Origin of the sequence: Pseudomonas yamanorum, from assembly GCF_013386765.1 — a bacterium.
Lineage (GTDB): Bacteria > Pseudomonadota > Gammaproteobacteria > Pseudomonadales > Pseudomonadaceae > Aquipseudomonas > Aquipseudomonas yamanorum_A.
The window spans coordinates 1-16106 of record NZ_JACARE010000013.1 but is presented as its reverse complement, the minus strand read 5'-3'; the positions used below and the strand labels follow the sequence as shown (position 1 = coordinate 16106).

Annotated in this window: 18 protein-coding genes; 8 read left to right on the top strand and 10 right to left on the bottom strand. The window is 60.8% G+C overall.

Translation table 11 applies throughout. The annotated features are described in order from the left end of the window. Nucleotides 1–2: 2 nt before the first annotated feature. Together HX875_RS08205 and HX875_RS08200 are read left to right on the top strand one after the other, a co-directional pair. Nucleotides 3–668 (top strand): methionine ABC transporter permease, encoded by a 666-nt coding sequence (locus HX875_RS08205; protein ID WP_177042795.1) that lies wholly within the window; start codon nt 3–5, stop codon nt 666–668. 35 nt (nt 669–703) lie between these two features. Then, a complete protein-coding gene (locus HX875_RS08200; protein WP_177042794.1) occupies nt 704–1474 on the top strand; it encodes a MetQ/NlpA family ABC transporter substrate-binding protein in 771 nt (256 codons plus the stop codon). 138 nt (nt 1475–1612) lie between these two features. On the opposite strand, the gene soxR is transcribed toward HX875_RS08200, so the two are convergent. Then, nucleotides 1613–2062, bottom strand: a complete 450-nt coding sequence (gene soxR / locus HX875_RS08195; RefSeq protein ID WP_177042793.1) for a redox-sensitive transcriptional activator SoxR — start codon at nt 2060–2062, stop codon at nt 1613–1615. A 90-nt stretch (nt 2063–2152) separates the two neighbouring features. Here soxR and HX875_RS08190 point away from each other — a divergent pair, with 90 nt between their 5' ends. After that, nucleotides 2153–2515 carry an antibiotic biosynthesis monooxygenase gene (locus HX875_RS08190; RefSeq protein ID WP_177042792.1) on the top strand — a complete coding sequence of 121 codons (363 nt, stop codon included), beginning with the start codon at nt 2153–2155 and terminating at the stop codon, nt 2513–2515. On the opposite strand, the gene HX875_RS08185 is transcribed toward HX875_RS08190, so the two are convergent. From HX875_RS08185 to msuE, 4 genes are all read right to left on the bottom strand, one after another. Next, on the bottom strand, nt 2507–3610 hold the full coding sequence (locus tag HX875_RS08185; RefSeq protein ID WP_169385844.1) for a sigma-54 interaction domain-containing protein: 1104 nt from the start codon (nt 3608–3610) through the stop codon (nt 2507–2509). The genes HX875_RS08190 and HX875_RS08185 overlap by 9 nt on opposite strands. 11 nt (nt 3611–3621) lie before the next feature. Next, on the bottom strand, nt 3622–4809 hold the full coding sequence (locus tag HX875_RS08180; protein ID WP_177042791.1) for an acyl-CoA dehydrogenase family protein: 1188 nt from the start codon (nt 4807–4809) through the stop codon (nt 3622–3624). Nucleotides 4810–4957: 148 nt separating this feature from the next. Then, a complete protein-coding gene (gene ssuD, locus HX875_RS08175) occupies nt 4958–6097 on the bottom strand; it encodes an FMNH2-dependent alkanesulfonate monooxygenase (RefSeq protein WP_177042790.1) in 1140 nt (379 codons plus the stop codon). 9 nt (nt 6098–6106) lie between these two features. Next, nucleotides 6107–6670: an FMN reductase gene (gene msuE, locus HX875_RS08170; protein WP_088425167.1), complete on the bottom strand. Its 564-nt coding sequence runs from the start codon at nt 6668–6670 to the stop codon at nt 6107–6109. Nucleotides 6671–7067: 397 nt separating this feature from the next. Here msuE and HX875_RS08165 point away from each other — a divergent pair, with 397 nt between their 5' ends. The 3 genes from HX875_RS08165 to HX875_RS08155 all read left to right on the top strand — a co-directional run bounded on the left by HX875_RS08165 (nt 7068) and on the right by HX875_RS08155 (nt 10570). Continuing rightward, nucleotides 7068–7337 carry a hypothetical protein gene (locus HX875_RS08165; protein ID WP_177042789.1) on the top strand — a complete coding sequence of 90 codons (270 nt, stop codon included), beginning with the start codon at nt 7068–7070 and terminating at the stop codon, nt 7335–7337. A 227-nt stretch (nt 7338–7564) separates the two neighbouring features. After that, nucleotides 7565–8725: a cysteine desulfurase family protein gene (locus HX875_RS08160; protein WP_177042788.1), complete on the top strand. Its 1161-nt coding sequence runs from the start codon at nt 7565–7567 to the stop codon at nt 8723–8725. Between the two features lie 36 nt (nt 8726–8761). Then, complete coding sequence (locus tag HX875_RS08155) at nt 8762–10570, top strand: aminopeptidase P family protein (RefSeq protein WP_177042787.1); 1809 nt, start codon at nt 8762–8764, stop codon at nt 10568–10570. On the opposite strand, the gene HX875_RS08150 is transcribed toward HX875_RS08155, so the two are convergent. Further along, nucleotides 10563–11471 (bottom strand): LysR family transcriptional regulator, encoded by a 909-nt coding sequence (locus tag HX875_RS08150; protein WP_177042786.1) that lies wholly within the window; start codon nt 11469–11471, stop codon nt 10563–10565. The two genes, HX875_RS08155 and HX875_RS08150, sit on opposite strands and share 8 nt — an antisense overlap. A 115-nt stretch (nt 11472–11586) precedes the next feature. Here HX875_RS08150 and HX875_RS08145 point away from each other — a divergent pair, with 115 nt between their 5' ends. Next, a complete protein-coding gene (locus HX875_RS08145; RefSeq protein WP_177042785.1) occupies nt 11587–12582 on the top strand; it encodes a zinc-dependent alcohol dehydrogenase family protein in 996 nt (331 codons plus the stop codon). On the opposite strand, the gene HX875_RS08140 is transcribed toward HX875_RS08145, so the two are convergent. Both HX875_RS08140 and HX875_RS08135 read right to left on the bottom strand, forming a co-directional pair. Further along, nucleotides 12579–13169 (bottom strand): 2-hydroxychromene-2-carboxylate isomerase, encoded by a 591-nt coding sequence (locus HX875_RS08140; RefSeq protein WP_177042784.1) that lies wholly within the window; start codon nt 13167–13169, stop codon nt 12579–12581. The two genes, HX875_RS08145 and HX875_RS08140, sit on opposite strands and share 4 nt — an antisense overlap. A gap of 35 nt (nt 13170–13204) precedes the next feature. Further along, a complete protein-coding gene (locus HX875_RS08135; RefSeq protein WP_167665787.1) occupies nt 13205–13936 on the bottom strand; it encodes an SDR family oxidoreductase in 732 nt (243 codons plus the stop codon). 88 nt (nt 13937–14024) lie between these two features. Here HX875_RS08135 and HX875_RS08130 point away from each other — a divergent pair, with 88 nt between their 5' ends. Then, nucleotides 14025–14585 (top strand): TetR/AcrR family transcriptional regulator, encoded by a 561-nt coding sequence (locus HX875_RS08130; RefSeq protein WP_177042783.1) that lies wholly within the window; start codon nt 14025–14027, stop codon nt 14583–14585. A 12-nt stretch (nt 14586–14597) separates the two neighbouring features. Here HX875_RS08130 and HX875_RS08125 read toward each other — a convergent pair whose 3' ends face one another. Both HX875_RS08125 and rhtA read right to left on the bottom strand, forming a co-directional pair. Beyond that, a complete protein-coding gene (locus HX875_RS08125) occupies nt 14598–14879 on the bottom strand; it encodes a hypothetical protein (RefSeq protein ID WP_003210144.1) in 282 nt (93 codons plus the stop codon). 167 nt (nt 14880–15046) lie between these two features. Next, nucleotides 15047–15934, bottom strand: a complete 888-nt coding sequence (rhtA, locus tag HX875_RS08120; protein WP_177042782.1) for a threonine/homoserine exporter RhtA — start codon at nt 15932–15934, stop codon at nt 15047–15049. Between the last annotated feature and the right edge of the window lie 172 nt (nt 15935–16106).

Genomic DNA, 16106 nt, shown 5'->3' with positions numbered 1-16106 from the left:
CCATGGCCGAGCTGTTTAAACACATCTATTGGGCCGACATCGGCCAGGCCTGCCTGGAAACCCTGAGCATGCTCAGCGCCGCCCTGGGTTTTACCGTGCTGCTGGGGTTGCCGCTGGGGGTGGTGTTGTTCCTCACCGGCAAGCGCCAGTTGCACGAAACCCTGCTGGTGTACCGAGCGCTGTCGGTGGTGGTGAACGTGCTGCGTTCGCTGCCGTTCATCATCCTGCTGATTGTGCTGATCCCGGTGACCACCTTGCTGGTGGGCACCTCATTGGGCGTGCCCGGCACGATCCCGCCGTTGGTGGTGGGCTGTACGCCGTTCTTCGCGCGGCTGGTGGAGACCGCCTTGCGTGAAGTCGACCGTGGCGTGGTGGAAGCCACCCAATCCATGGGCGCCAGCACCTGGCAGGTGATCCGCCACACGCTGTTGCCGGAAGCCCGGGGCGGCCTGCTGGCGGCGGTCACCGTCACCGCGATTGTGCTGGTGGACTACACCGCCATGGCCGGGGTGATTGGCGGCGGTGGCCTGGGCGACCTGGCCATCCGCTACGGCTATCAGCGGTTCCAGACCGACGTGATGGTGGTCACCGTGTTGCTGCTGTTGGTGCTGGTGCAGGCCCTGCAGATGACCGGCGACCGTCTGGTGGCGCGTTACAGCCGCCGTTGAAACCTATTCCTAGAACCACTGCTTTCGGAGCAATCATGAAAAAATCCCTGGCCATTTTGGCTGCTGTCTTCTCCCTGAATGCCGTCGCCAACGAGACGTTGGTGGTGGGGGCCACGCCCGTGCCGCATGCGGAGATCCTCGAATTCGTCAAACCGGTGCTGGCCAAGGAAGGCGTGGACTTGCAAATCAAGGTCTTCACCGATTTCATCCAGCCCAACCAACAACTGGCGCTGAAGAATATCGACGCCAACTACTACCAGTACCGGCCGTTCCTGGATGACTACAACAAGACCCGGCACACCAATCTGGTGCCGGTAGTGGGCGTGCACATCGAGCCGTTCGGCGCTTATTCGACCAAGATCAAAAATATCTCGGAGTTGAAAGACGGCGCCACGGTGTCGATCCCCAACGACCCGGTCAACACCGGACGCGCGCTGGTGCTGTTGGATGAAGCCGGCCTGATCAAGCTCAAGGACCCGAGCAACACCCTGGCCACCCCGCGGGATATCGTCGAAAACCCCAAGCACCTGAAAATTCGTGAACTGGAAGGTGCATTGCTGGCCCGCTCGGTGAGCCAGGTGGACCTGGCATTCGTGTTCGCCAACTACGCCCTGGAAGCGGGGATCGATACCAACAGTGCGTTGATCGTCGAGAAGGGCAAGAGCCTGTACGTCGAGTACCTGGTAGCGCGCCCGGACAACATCAACGACCCGGGCATCCAGAAGCTGGCCAAGGCGTTGAATTCCGATGAAGTACGCCAGTTCATCCTGACCCGCTACAAAGGGCAGATTGCCCCGGGTTTCTAAGACCCAGACCGATCTAAGGTGGGCGCTGGCTTTTGTGGGAGCCGGGCTTGCCCGCGATAGCATCACTGCGGTTTGCCAGAAAAACCGAGGTGCTTGCATCGCAGGCAAGCCAGCTCCCACATTGAGTGGGTTCACACATCAGGGATCAGGGGTGGGCTCCAAGAGTTGTGCCCCGGGCCCGCGCTCACCGAGTACGTCGTCGTGATTGCGCAGCGGGCACGCCTGCAGCGACAAACATCCGCAGCCAATGCAGCCACTGAGTTTGTCCCGCAGCAGCATCAGCTTGTCGATGCGCTGGTCCAGGTCTTCACGCCATAGCGCAGACAGTCGCTCCCAGTCGGCCGCGTTAGGCGTGCGACCATCGGGCAGGGTTTGCAGCGCCTCATGGATCGTCGCCAGGGGAATGCCCAAACGCTGGGCAATCTTGATCACCACCACCCGGCGCAACACGTCCCGCGGGTAGCGCCGTTGATTGCCGGCGTTGCGGTTGCTCTTGATCAACCCCTTGGTTTCATAGAAGTGCAGCGCGGTGACTGCCACGCCGCTACGGGCCGCCAGTTGGCCGACGGTAAGTTCTTTGGTGACCATGAAAAAGCCCTTGACCTTGACTTAACTAGAGGTTTTACCCTGCGTGGCATCGAATCGCAAGATTGTGCCTACAGTGAGAGGGGAATGTTCATGCAGGTATCAGAGAAGCGTCTGAGTTTTACCCAGATGGTCGAGTTCCAGATCGAACCGCAGCAGCAATCGGCTTTGGTGGCGGCCCTGTCATCCCAAAGCGAGCGTCTGGCCCAAGGCCATGGCGGCTTTATCAATGCCAGCGTGCAGGTCAGCGATGATGGACGCCGGGTGCTCAGCTACCTGCAATGGCGCTCCCGCGAAGACGGGGAGGCGGCCTTCAAGTGTTTTGAGCACGGTGAGGAAGATTTCTGGACGCTGATCCGCGCCCACCAGGCCACGGCAGTCACCTTCGGTTCGTTCCAGGTGCTGCGCAGCATCGAGCGCAGCCATGACAACGCCTTGCACTGCCGCCTAAATTGACAGGTGCAGCATGCGCTCGCCCTGTACGTTCTCGCCGGGGCGTCGCTTGTTTACCGCCAGTTCACCGATCTTGATCAAACGGGTTCGCGTCACGTTGCGGCTCAGGCCCAGCAGGTTGGCGGTGTGCACCTGGTTGTAATGGCTGAAGCGGTAGGCGGCACGCAGCAGCGCATCCTCGACCTTTTCATGCAGGGCGCCGGCCTGCTCTTCGAAGAGTTTTTGAAAAGCCCGTTCCAGCAAGGCTTCGGCGCTGTTGTCGATGCCGTGCTGGTTGTCGTCCTGACGCTCGATGCGCATGTTCGACAGGCGCAGGTCGTCGCGCTCGATCACGCCGTTGCGGCAGATCAGCAGGGTGTGGTGGATCACGTTTTCCAGCTCGCGGATGTTGCCCGGCCAGCTGTAGCTTTTGAGTTTCTGCTCGGCCTCGCGGCTGATGGTGATCGGGCCGTAACCCAGGCGCTGGCTGTAGGCTTCGATGAAGTGCCGGGTCAACGGCAGGATGTCACCGGGGCGGTCCCGCAGCGGGCTCAACTCCAGGCTGACCACGTCGAGGCGGTAGTACAGGTCCTCGCGGAAATGCCCGGCGTTGATGGCTTTTTCCAACTGAACGTTGGTGGCGGCCAACACCCGCACGTCGATGGGAATGCTTTTGCGTGAGCCCAGGCGCACCACTTCGCGCTCTTGCAGGACACGCAGCAGCTTGACCTGAATCGCCATCGGCAAGTCGCCGATTTCATCGAGGAACAGGGTGCCGCCGTCCGCCTCTTCGAACCAGCCAGCCTTGGCGCTGAGGGCGCCGGTGAAGGCGCCTTTTTCATGGCCGAACAGCTCGGCCTCCACCAGGGATTCGGAAAACGCGCCGCAGTTCACCGCCACGAACGGCCGGTTGCGCCGCGCGCTGAGGTTGTGGATATGGCGCGCCACCAGCTCTTTACCGGTGCCGGTTTCGCCGATGATCAGTACGCTGGCTTCGCTCGGCGCGACTTGCTGGATGTGCGCCAGCAGCGCCTGGGATTTGGGGTCTTCGAAGACCTGGGCCGTGGCGCGGATCGAGGTCGCAAGAGCGGGCGAGGGCGGTAAGGTTAAAAGCTGCATGGGCACCTCTTCTAGGAGTAGAACGTGGGAATCGGCAGGGACTGGTTCAACGCCCAGTCCCCCAGTTCGTGGAGTTTGTAGTCCACCGGGTCGTGCAGGGTCTGCGTGCGCAGGTTGCGCCAGTGCCGGTCCAGGCGCAGGGAGGCGTGGGTGGAGCGCGCGCCGGTGACTTCGAACAGGCGGCTGCACAGTTCCAGGCCGTTGCGGGTGGCAGCAACCTTGGCCGTGGCGATGGCGATGGCCAGTTCGCCGCGCTCGCTTTCGCTGAGGCTCGGGCCTTTGGCCCAGGCCTGGTCCAGCAGTTCGGCGGCACGCTCCACCAGCAGGCGCACGCCTTCCAGCGCGACCCAGAATTCGCCGTAGTGGTTGAGTACGTAAGGGTCCTGGCGAATGTCCTGCACCGTGGATTTATGCCACGGCCGGGTTTCGGTCAGGGTGTAATGGCGGGCTTCGGCAAAGGCGCCTTCGGCGATGCCGAGGAACATGTGGGTGAAGGTCAGTTGCGCGATCAGCGGGCGCAGGCAGGCGAAGGGTGTGCTCAGCGGGCCGGGGTCCAGGAGCAGTTCCGACTCTTCCACACGTACCCGTTCGAAGGAGGCGCTGCCGCTGTCGGTCTGGCGCTGGCCGATGTTATTCCAGTCGTTGTGCAAGGTGATGCCGCTGCGCCCGCTGGGGATTGCGGCGATCAGCAGTTTGCCGCCGGCGCTTTCATCCACGGCCGAGGCGATCAGCATTTCCGAATCGCTGGCGCCGGAGCAAAAACTCTTTTTGCCGGAAAATTCCCGCCAGCCGCCGAAGGCCTTGACCACCGTGCGCGTGTCCAGCGGGTTGAGGGCGTTGCCCCAGAACCAGTTTTTGCGTGCGGTTTGTTCGTACCAGGGTTGCCATTGCTCCGGGCGGGAGAACAGCCGTACGGTGGCGAGCATCAGGTGATGAAAACCGAAGACGTGGGCGATGGAGCTGTCGACCTTGGCGAATTCGCGCACGATCTCCAGGGTCTCGCTCCAGCGGGCGCCGAGGCCGCCGTATTGGGTGGGAATGCTCAGCGCCAGCAGGCCGCTCTGGCGCAGGGCGTCGCGTTCGGTCTTGGGGGTGCCGCCACGTTCGTCGCGTTCGACGGCGGTGAGGGCGAATTCGGCGGCCAGCAGTTTGGCGGTCTGCAACGGTGAGGGCAGGACGCTGTTGGGTTTGGCTGTCACGCGGTGTTCCTCAATGTCTGTTTGGCAATAAAGCCCAAATGTGGGAGCGGGCTTGCTCGCGAATGCGCTGGCCCAGAAACAAATTCGGTGACTGACACACCGCTTTCGCGAGCAAGCCCGCTCCCACATACAGCAGATCTCAGCGTGCTCAGGCTTTTGCCGGCAGCACGTCGTTGGCAATCATTTCGCCGAACGGTCCGGTGAGGTTGGTGACGCCGCGCCCGGCCAGGCTCGCGTAGGGCTCCGGCAGCAGCGGGAACACCAGCTCGGCAAAGCGATACGCCTCTTCCAGGTGCGGGTAGCCGGAGAAGATGAAGCTTTCGATGCCCAGGTCCGCGTATTCCTTGATCCGCTCGGCGACTTGCTGAGGGTTGCCCACCAGGGCCGTGCCCGCGCCGCCTCGCACCAGGCCAACGCCGGCCCACAGGTTGGGGGCGATTTCCAGGTTGTCGCGACGCCCGTCGTGCAGGGCGGCCATGCGCCGCTGGCCTTCGGAGTCGAAGCGCGAGAAGGATTTTTGCGCGGCGGCGATGGTGTCGTCGCTGATGTGTTCGATCAGTTTGGCGGCGGCTTTCCAGGCGTCTTCTTCGGTTTCGCGCACGATCACATGCAGGCGAATCCCGAACTTGACGGTGCGGCCATGGCGCGCGGCGCGTTCACGCACGTCGGCGAGTTTTTCCGCGACGGCAGCCGGTGGTTCGCCCCAGGTCAGGTACACGTCTACCTGTTCGGCAGCGAGGTCGTGGGCAGCGTCCGAGGAACCGCCGAAGTACAGCGGTGGATACGGCTTCTGCACCGGTGGGTAAAGTGCCTTGGCGTTCTGCACACGCAGGTGTTTGCCTTCGAAATCCACCGATTCGCCCTGCAACACGCGGCGCCAGATCTTGAGGAATTCGTCAGTTACTTCGTAGCGTTCGCTGTGATCGAGGAAGCTGCCGTCGCCGCGGTTTTCGTCGGGGTCGCCGCCGGTCACCACGTTGATCAACAGGCGGCCACCGGACAGGCGGTCAAGGGTGGCGGCCATGCGGGCCGAGACGGTCGGCGAAATGATCCCCGGGCGAATCGCTACCAGGTAGCGCAGGCGTTCGGTCAGCGGGACCAGCGCCGAGGCGATCACCCAGGAGTCTTCGCAGGAGCGGCCGGTGGGGATCAGCACGCCGTGGTAGCCGAGGTTATCTGCGGCTTGGGCGACTTGTTTCAAATAGTTGAGGGTGACCGGGCGAGCGCCCTGGGTGGTGCCCAGGTAATGACCGTCACCGTGTGTAGGCAGAAACCAGAAAACATCCATGACAAATCCTTAAGCGATTTTCAGCAGAGAGGTGGGATGCGCGGCAAACAACGGCGCGGCGCGTTCTGCAGCAAGGCGAATGCGGGCCTTCAAGGGCTCACTGGTTATTTGGTAATCGGTGAAATCGGCCTCGGTGGCGTACACGCCAATCGGCAAGGTCAAGGCCTGGAAGAAACTGAACAGCGGGCGCAACTGGTGATCGAGTACCAGCGCATGGCGTTCGCTGCCGCCGGTGGCCGCCAGCAACACCGGGGTGTTGATCAGGGCGTTGAGGTCCACCAGGTCGAACAGGTGCTTGAGCAGGCCAGGGTAGGAGCCGCGATACACCGGGGCGGCGACGATCAGCAGGTCGGCCTGTTCGATGGCTTGCAGTTGGGCTTCGACGTCGGCGGGCAGTTCCTGGCGGGACAGTGCGCCGCCCAGCGGCCGGGCAATGTCGCCCAATTCAATCAGGGTGGTCTGGATCGGCAATTGATTGGCCAGTTCGGCCAGCACCGCCTGGGTCAACACCAGGGTGCGGGACGGGCGCCAGGTTCCGCCGGAGAGGGCAACGACATTCAGTGGACGGGTCATCAACAGTTCCTTTTTCAACAGTGGCTCAGGGCAAGAGCAGTAGCGGGGCTTGAGCAAGAGCTGTACCAAGCTGCGTAGCCCTTGACTGGCGCGGGCTGTGGGCCAGGTGTTGGAAAATGGCGGTGTTGTCTGCCTGGTGTTTTGTTGAATGACTGTTGCCTGGGCAACAGTTGCCAGGCGAACAGTGGCGTGAGCGTTGAAGCCATTTATAGAGGGTTGTGTTTATTCCGTAAATGAACGTATTTCCATATTTATAGACCTGTATGGAATATATGGTACGGCTATCACCAGCGTCGCAAAGGTTGATAGCGACTATCACGGCGCGTGATTTTTCACCTTGAAGGGGCGGGAGTAGCCTGTGCTCATTGACTTCAACCCGTTTCGCAGGACCTTCGCCATGAACCGTTTTCTCGCCATTTCCGTATTGCTTGTCACCTCAGTCCTTGCCGGTTGTGCGACACCGTCGTCGCCTGAACTGCGTGGTTACTCGGCTGAGGAAAGCAAGGAGCTGGCGCTGGAAGCCCTGAGCCGCCGAGGCCTGTCGTTTGATGAATACCAACAGAAGAAAGCCGAACTGACCGGCCAGCCACAGAAAAGCTTTGGTTTTGACCGTCAGGGCGAGATGAATGCCGAGCGCGGTGTAACGCTGCACGGTCGCCCCAGCTGAGTCAGTGGCCAGGTCGATGAGCCCGAGGTTTCCTACAGGAACCTCGGGCTTTTTGTTTGCCATCCGTTTCCCGGAGCCTGTTAAGCTGAATTTCAGGAGCGTTCCTACGCACTTTTAAATAAAGTGGTCTTTCTTTAACGGCACGGGATCAGGTAAACCATCTTCCTTTCTGATCGCTGCCCCTGAGACGCTGCTCTCGGGAACATGCTCTGCGAGTCTTTAACGTCATGAATAAACGTCCGCTGTATTTCGACTATGCCGCCACCACGCCGGTGGATGAGCGGGTCATCCAGGTGATGGTCGAGTGCCTGGGTTTCAACGCCAACTTCGGTAACCCTGCGTCCAGTTCCCATGCGTTCGGCCAACAGGCCCGGCAAACGGTTGAGCAGGCGCGGCGCCAAGTGGCGGAACTGGTCGGCGCCGAGCCGGCAAGCATCGTCTGGACCTCCGGTGCCACCGAGTCCAACAACCTCGCCATCAAGGGCGTTGCCCAGGCGCGGGGTGTGGCCGGTGGGCACATCATCACCAGCCAGATCGAACACAAGGCCACGCTCGACACCGCTCGCCAGTTGCAGGAAGCCGGGGTTGCCGTGACGTACCTGGTGCCGGATGCCGAGGGGTTGATCAGCGTCGAGGCGGTTAGCGAAGCGTTGCGTGAAGACACCTTCCTGGTGTCGCTGATGTTGGTGAACAACGAGTTGGGCACCCTCAACGATATCCAGGCGATCGGCGCGCGCGTGCGCGAGCATGGAGCGTTGTTTCACGTGGATGCGGCGCAGGGCGCGGGCAAGGTGGCGATTGACCTGGCCGAATGGCCAGTAGACCTGATGTCGTTTTCCGCCCATAAACTCTATGGCCCCAAGGGCATCGGCGCGCTGTACGTCGGCCCGCGTGCGCAGCAGAAAGTGCTGGCGCAGATTCACGGCGGTGGCCATGAAGGCGGCTTGCGTTCCGGCACCCTGGCGACTCACCAGATCGCCGGCATGGGCACAGCGTTCGCGTTAGCGGCAGCGTCGTTTGCAGAAGAAAAGGCGACCATCGTTGCCTTGCGCGAGCGCCTGCTGGAACAACTGAATACGATTGCCGGGGTGCGCCTCAATGGCAGCCTTACCCAGCGCATTCCCCACACCTTGAGCCTGACGTTCAGCGAGGGCGAGTTCAACTCCGCCGCCTTGAGCGCGGGCATTGCGTTCTCGGCCACGTCGGCCTGCAATTCGGCGAGCAATGCCCCATCCCATGTGCTTCTGGCGCTGGGCCACGATGCCCGCAGCGCGGGTCGCACCATTCGCTTGAGCCTCGGGCGGTTTACCACCGAGCAGGACATCGATCAGGCGGTACAACTGATCAAGGCGGCACTGGCCAGCGCACCGGCGTTCTGGGCCGTTTGACCCCATAACAATTATTAGTGGTTAGCAGGAGACACGATGAGCACACAGCCTTTGACCCATGGAACGGTTCCCCAGCGCCTGGCGCATACCCGCGAACTGATGAGCCGCGAGGGCATTCATGCCCTGTTGGTGCCGTCGGCCGACCCGCATTTGTCCGAATACCTGCCGGGTTACTGGCAGGGCCGGCAGTGGTTGTCGGGTTTTCATGGTTCGGTGGGCACTCTGATTGTCACCGCTGATTTCGCCGGTGTATGGGCAGACAGCCGCTATTGGGAGCAGGCGACCAAGGAACTCAAGGGCAGCGGAATCGAGTTGGTCAAGCTGCAACCCGGCCAGCCCGGGCCGCTGGAATGGCTGGCGGAGCAGACTCCGGAAGGCGGCGTGGTGGCGGTGGACGGCGCAGTCATGGCCGTGGCCTCGGCGCGTACCCTGGGCAGCAAGCTGGAGGCACGGGGTGCACGCTTGCGCACGGATATCGACCTGTTGAACGAAGTCTGGCAAGACCGTCCCACCTTGCCGAACCAGCCGATCTATCAACACTTGCCGCCCCAGGCCACCGTCAGCCGCGGTGAAAAACTCGCGGCCCTGCGCGAAAGATTGAGCGAGAAGGGCGCCGACTGGCATTTCATCGCAACCCTGGACGACATCGCCTGGCTGTTTAACCTGCGTGGCGGTGATGTTTCATTCAACCCAGTGTTTGTGTCGTTTGCCTTGATCGGCCAGCAGCAGGCGACATTGTTTGTGGCTTTGAGCAAAGTCGATGCCGAGCTTCGTGCCGTGCTGGAGCAGGATGGCGTGACCCTGCGTGATTACAGCGAAGTCGCCGCTGCGTTGAAGGCCATTCCGTCGGGCGCCAGTGTGCAGGTCGATCCGGCGCGGGTGACCGCCGGGTTGCTGGAAAACCTCGGCAGTGACGTCAAGCTGATCGAAGGGCTTAACCCGACCACCTTGGCCAAATCGCGCAAAAGCCTGGCAGACGCCGAGCATATTCGTCAGGCCATGGAGCAGGACGGCGCGGCCTTGTGCGAATTCTTCGCCTGGCTCGACAGTGCGTTGGGTCGTGAGCGCATCACCGAACTGACCATTGATGAACACCTCACGGCGGCGCGCACCCGCCGGCCGGGTTATGTGTCGTTGAGCTTCAACACCATTGCTGCATTCAATGCCAATGGTGCGATGCCGCACTACCACGCAACTGAAGAAGAACACGCGCTGATCGAAGGCGATGGCTTGCTGCTGATCGACTCCGGTGGCCAGTACCTGGGCGGCACCACCGATATCACGCGTATGGTGCCTATTGGTACGCCAACCGAGGAGCAGAAACGCGATTGCACGCGTGTGCTCAAAGGTGTGATTGCCTTGTCCCGCGCGCATTTCCCCAAGGGCATTCTTTCGCCGCTGCTGGATTCCATCGCCCGCGCGCCGATCTGGGCCGAAGGCGTGGACTATGGCCACGGCACCGGTCATGGCGTGGGCTATTTCCTCAATGTGCATGAAGGCCCGCAGGTGATCGCTTATCAAGCCGTCGCCGCACCGCAAACCGCGATGCAGGCCGGCATGATTACGTCCATCGAGCCAGGCACTTACCGTCCTGGCCGGTGGGGTGTGCGGATCGAGAACCTGGTGCTGAACCGTGAGGCGGGAAAGACCGAGTTTGGCGAGTTCCTCAAGTTCGAGACACTGACGCTGTGCCCGATCGACACCCGTTGTCTGGAGCCGTCGCTGCTGACGGTGGAAGAACGCCAGTGGTTCAACGATTACCACGCGCAAGTCCGTGAGCGCCTGAGCCCGCTGCTCAGTGGCGCGGCGCTGGAATGGTTGCAGGTGCGTACGGCCGCTATCTAAGGGGCTGTAGCTCGGGCGCCTGGGTCAGGGCATCGGCCATGTAGTCGATAAACGCTTTGACCCGGGCCGACTGGCGACGATTCGGCGCCGAAACGGCATGAATCGGCAGCGACTGCGGGATGTAGTCCTGCAGCAACGCGACCACCCGACCAGCGTTCAGGTCATCAAAGAACAGCCATAGGGGCGACAGCGCAATGCCGAGCCCTGCCAATACCATCTCGCGTACTGCCTCGGAGTTATTGCTCTGGGCGTTGCCCTTGATCTTGACGCTGTGCCGCGTCCCGTCCCTATCGTAAACCCATTGGTTCTGGCTGCTGAGCAGGTTGAACAGCAGGCAATTGTGCTGGGTCAGCGCTTGCGGGGTTTGCGGCGCTGGGTGTTTGGCCAGGTAGGCCGGGCTGGCGAGCGTGACTCGGTGGGTAGTGCCGATCTGGCGGGCGACCAGGCCGCTGTCGGGCAACTCGCCAATGCGCAGGGTGACGTCCAGGCCTTCACTGACCAGATCCTGGTTCTGGTCGTTGAGTTGCAGGTCAACCTGGACCTGTGGATATCGCTCAAGAAATCCCGCCAGGCGCGAGGCAATGTGCAGGCGGCCAAAGCTCACCGACGAACCTATACGTAGCGGACCTGCAACGGCTTCCTTGCCGGATTGGAAGCTGTGTTCCGCGGCATCCACTGCCGCGAGGATTTGTCGGCAATGGCTGTAATAGCGTTGGCCTTCGTCGGTCAGGGAGAGTTTGCGGGTACTGCGGGAAATCAGCTTGCCACCCAGTTCGGTCTCCAGCGCCCGCATTACTTTGCTGATGGTGGGCTGAGTGGTCTGCAACTCCCGGGCGACCGCAGAGAAACTCCCGCGCTCGATTACCCGGACGAAAATGGCCATTGCGTTGAGCTTATCCATGGGGCTACCGATTCATGCAAAATGAGCATGGTCACTATAGCGGCTTGGCGTCTTATCGGCATGAATGGGCGGCCACATCATGGTGATCACTTCCTGATGAATCGAGATCGCGACCATGACTGATACAACTCAAATGCGTGCCCTGATGGTGGATGTGGCGAACGGGCCGTTGCGGCTGGCGATGATTCCCAGGCCGACTCCGGGTGACGGTGAGGTGCTGGTAAGGATCAAGGCCAGTGGCCTCAACCCGTTGGACGGGAAAATTCGCGCAGGCGAGGCAGCCCATGCCCGTCAGTCGTTGCCAGCTGTAATTGGCTTGGACTTGGCGGGGATCATCGAGACAGTGGGCCCGGATATCAACGAGTGGAAGGCGGGCGATGAGGTGTACGCCCTGGCGACGGGAGTGGGGGGCATCCAGGGTTCGTTGGCGGAGTTTGCCGTGGTGGATGCACGCCTGCTGGCGAGAAAACCCGTGACCCTGAGCATGCGCGAAGCCGCGGCATTGCCGCTGGTGCTGATCACCGCATGGGAAGGGCTGGTGGACCGTGCGCATGTAGGCCCTGGGCATAAAGTACTGATCCAGGGTGGTGCGGGTGGTGTAGGACATGTTGCGGTGCAGCTGGCTAATGCGTTTGGCGCAGAGGTGTTTGCGACAGGTTCCGTCAGGCATCGGGCGCTGATCGAAGGGCTGGGCGCTACGTTTATCGACTATCAACAGCAGACCGTCGAGGAGTATGTAGCCTTGCACACGGCGGGCGAAGGTTTTGACATTGTGTATGACACGGTGGGCGGGCCGACGCTGGATGCGTCCTTCCGGGCGGCCAGGACTTATCACGGCCATGTGCTGAGTTGTCTTGGCTGGGGCTCTCATAGCCTGGCGCCGTTATCGTTTCGCGGGGCGACCTATTCCGGGGTGTTTACCCTGCTGCCGATGCTGACGGGCAAGGGCCGCGAGCACCACGGGCAGATTCTTGCCGAGGCGGCGCGGTTGATTGATGCCGGGAAGCTCAAGCCGATTCTCGACGGGCGTCAATTCGACCTGCACACGGCAAACGCCGCCTATGAGTTACTCGCAGGCGGCGCTCAAGGGCGTTTGGTGATTGAAATCTAGCCCAACGCTTCGCGAACAAACTCCAGGCGATCCTGGCCGAAGAACAGCTGGTCGCCGACGAACATCGTAGGCGCCCCGAATACGCCGCGCTGGATGGCGTGCTCGGTGTTGTCCTTGAGGGTGGCCTTGACGGCGTCGTCATTCGTCAACGCCAGGACTGCTTCGGGATCAAAGCCGTGTTCAGCCAGCACCGCAGCCACCACAGCAGGATCACCCAGGTGAAGGCCTTCTATCCAAAGGGCTCGGAACAGGCAGTCGATAAAATCCTGGAAGCGCTCGGGTTGGCGCATTTGGACACCGGTGACTGCACGCATCAGCGTCAATGTATTGATGGGGAAGTGCGGGTTGAACTTGAGCGGGACGTTGTAGCGCTGGGCGTAGCGCGCCAGGTCCTGGAGCATGTAGCGGCCTTTGGCGGGAATGGTGACCGGCGATGCATTGCCGGTGGCCTTGAACACGCCGCCCAACAGCATTGGCTTGTAAATCAGCTGGGCGCCGGTTGCAGCGCACAGGCCAGGAAGCTGGGTGTAGGCCAGATAAGTGGCAGGGCTGCCGAGGTCGAAGAAAAATTCCACGGTTTTACTCATGCTGGGTACTCGCTGTTTATTGTTATGGGGCGTGCTTACCAGGGTTCATTCCACGGGCGCAGGTCCAGCTCGAAGGTCCAGGCGTCCCGAGGCTGGCTGTGCAGGTACCAATAGTTATCGGCGATGTGCTCGGGGTTGAGAATACCGTCCTGATCCTTGAGGGCGTACTTTTGCGGGAAGTTGTCGCGGATGAAGTCAGTGTCGATGGCGCCATCCACCACCACGTGGGCGACGTGGATATTCCGCGGACCTAGTTCACGAGCCATGCTCTGCGCCAGTGCACGGATCCCGTGTTTGGCGCCTGCGAATGCGGCAAAACCGGCGGCGCCACGCAACCCGGCAGTGGCGCCTGTAAACAGAATAGTGCCGCGATTGCGGGTGACCATGCGCTTGGCCACTTCCCGGGCGTTTAGGAAGCCTGAGAAGCAGGCCATTTCCCAGATCTTGAAGTACTTGCGGGCGGTTTCTTCCAGGATACTGCACGGCACGTTCGCGCCGATGTTGAAGACAAAGGCTTCTATGGGGCCCAGCTCGGTTTCAATCTGCTCGATCAGCGCGATAACGTCTTCTTCTTTGCGGGCATCGCAGGCAAAGCCATGGGCTTCGCCGCCAGCCGCGTGGATGCTTTCCACCAAGGGTTGCAGTTTATCGGCGCTGCGCCGGGTCACGCATGCGACATAACCTTCGCGTGCAAAGCGTTTGGCGATGGCGCCACCCGTAGCATCGCCGGCACCCACTACCAATACGATTTTCTTGTTGTTCGTCATGGGAAATCCTTTAGTAAACGATCGTTTGCCAAACGAACGTTATGCTACGATTCGGCAGGCGTCAAGCTGACGAAACCGGGGGTAAGTGATGCGATATTCAGCCAGCCATAAGCAGGAAACCAGGGAGAAGCTGCTGGACAGCAGTGCGGCCCTGGCGAAAAAAGAAGGGTTTTCCAGTGTTGGAGTGGATGGCTTGATGAAAGCCATTGGCTTGAGTGGCGGTGCGTTTTACAGCCACTTCGCTTCCAAGGACGAGTTGTTCAGCTCGATTGTCGAGCGCGAATTGAGCCATAGCCTCGAACGCTTGAATGGCACCGGGGTGCAGAGTAAGGAGCGGCTGGATCGCTGTTTGAAGTTTTACTTGAGCATGGCCCATGTGGAGCAGTCGGAAGCCGGCTGTGCGTTGCCGAGCCTGGGTGCAGAGATTGCGCGATCGGATGTGTCGGTGCGCCAACAGGCGCAGGACTGGATTTGCCGGTTACAGGCGGGCTGGGCTGCAACGCTGGGTAGCGAGGACCTGGCGTGGTCGATCCTGTCGCAATGCATCGGCGCCCTGGTGGTGGCGCGGATGATGGTCAATCCGCAGGTGCAGGCGCAGGTCCTGTCATCGAACTACGACGTGCTCAGCCAGCAACTGTCGAGCCTGTAAGTGCGTCGACAGTTATTTGCAGATGACAATCATGCTCCGGCTGGTGTAGCCGGCAGGGTTCAGGCCGAACGGGTAGTCGCCCGGGTCTTCGGCGTTGTCGCCCGACTTGGCGATGACTTTATAGCCTTTGGCGCCACATGAGTTGGCTGCACTGGCGTAGCACTGATCCCAGGAGGAGGACAGGCCCGAACAGTTGATATGCAGCCCTTTTTTTCCCCGTTTCACTTCAGTCTTGGTGGTCGCGGCACAACCTGCGATTGCCACAATCATGAACAGCATCAAAATTCGCTTCATTACTATCCTTAATAGCCGCCTCGCTTAACTGCGCGAAGCTGGCTTTGCTCGCTCTCGAGTGTAGCGTTCATGATGTCCTTATCGAAATTCTCCATGAGTGACACTGGGTTACGGCCTAAACATGGCCTAATTGAGCGGCAAATGCCAGAGCTACGTCAAATCCTGAATCAATCGGCAGGAACGAGTGGCTTCGATTCGTTACGCATGGTCAGGGTTGCGCCAACCGAGGCCAGGATGATGCAGGTGATGGCCAGCCATTGCGCCAGGGACAGGTGTTCTTGAAGGAAAAACAGGCCTGACAAGGCGCCGAACGCGGGTTCGATACTCATCAAGGTGCCGAATGTGCGGGCAGGCAAGCGAGTCAGGGCGACCATCTCCAGGGTGTAGGGCAGGGCGGTGGATAAAACCGCGACTCCAATGGCGATCGGGATCAGCGAGGGGGTGAGTAAGGCTGCGCCTGCGTGGACGATCCCGATCGGTGCAACAAACAGTGCGGCAATCATTACGCCAAGGGCAGCAGTTTGTACGCCGTTGTCGGCACCAGCCTTTTGTCCAAAGAGGATGTAGAGCGCCCAGCATGCACCAGCGCCCAGTGCATAGGCTGCGCCAGTGAGATCGATGCCGCTGCTGGCTTCTCCCGTGGGGATCAACAGCAGGAGGCCAACGATGGCCAATGCTATCCAGAGAAAGTCCACAGCGCGTCGCGAAGCATAGATGGCGACTGCCAGCGGGCCGGTGAATTCGAGGGCTACTGCGATTCCGAGGGGGACGGTGCGCAGCGACATATAGAAGAGGAAGTTCATTCCGCCCAACGCCATTCCGTAAACGATGACGGTTTGCAGTGACTTGGCTGTCAGCTTGGCGCGCCACGGGCGTAATAGAAGCAGCATGATCACGCTGGCGAAAACCAGGCGCAGGGTAGTTGTGCCCTGGGCTCCGACGATAGGGAACATGCTTTTGGCTAGCGATGCCCCTGATTGAATGGAGGCCATGGCAATGAGTAGCAGGCCGACCGGAAACAATGTCGTGGCCAGGCTACGGGGTGAAGTGGTCATTGAGGGTGTTCGTCCGAGGTCATATTAAAGAAGCAGAAGTGACTATGATGCTTAACTGTTAGGCGATGGGCAATATATTGCTCAATTTGTTCGGGATTCTTCTCTATATAGTCGAATTTCGGGATTGTCGGGATGGATTGATAGAAAAGCTGAATTAAGGGTTGACGGCAGA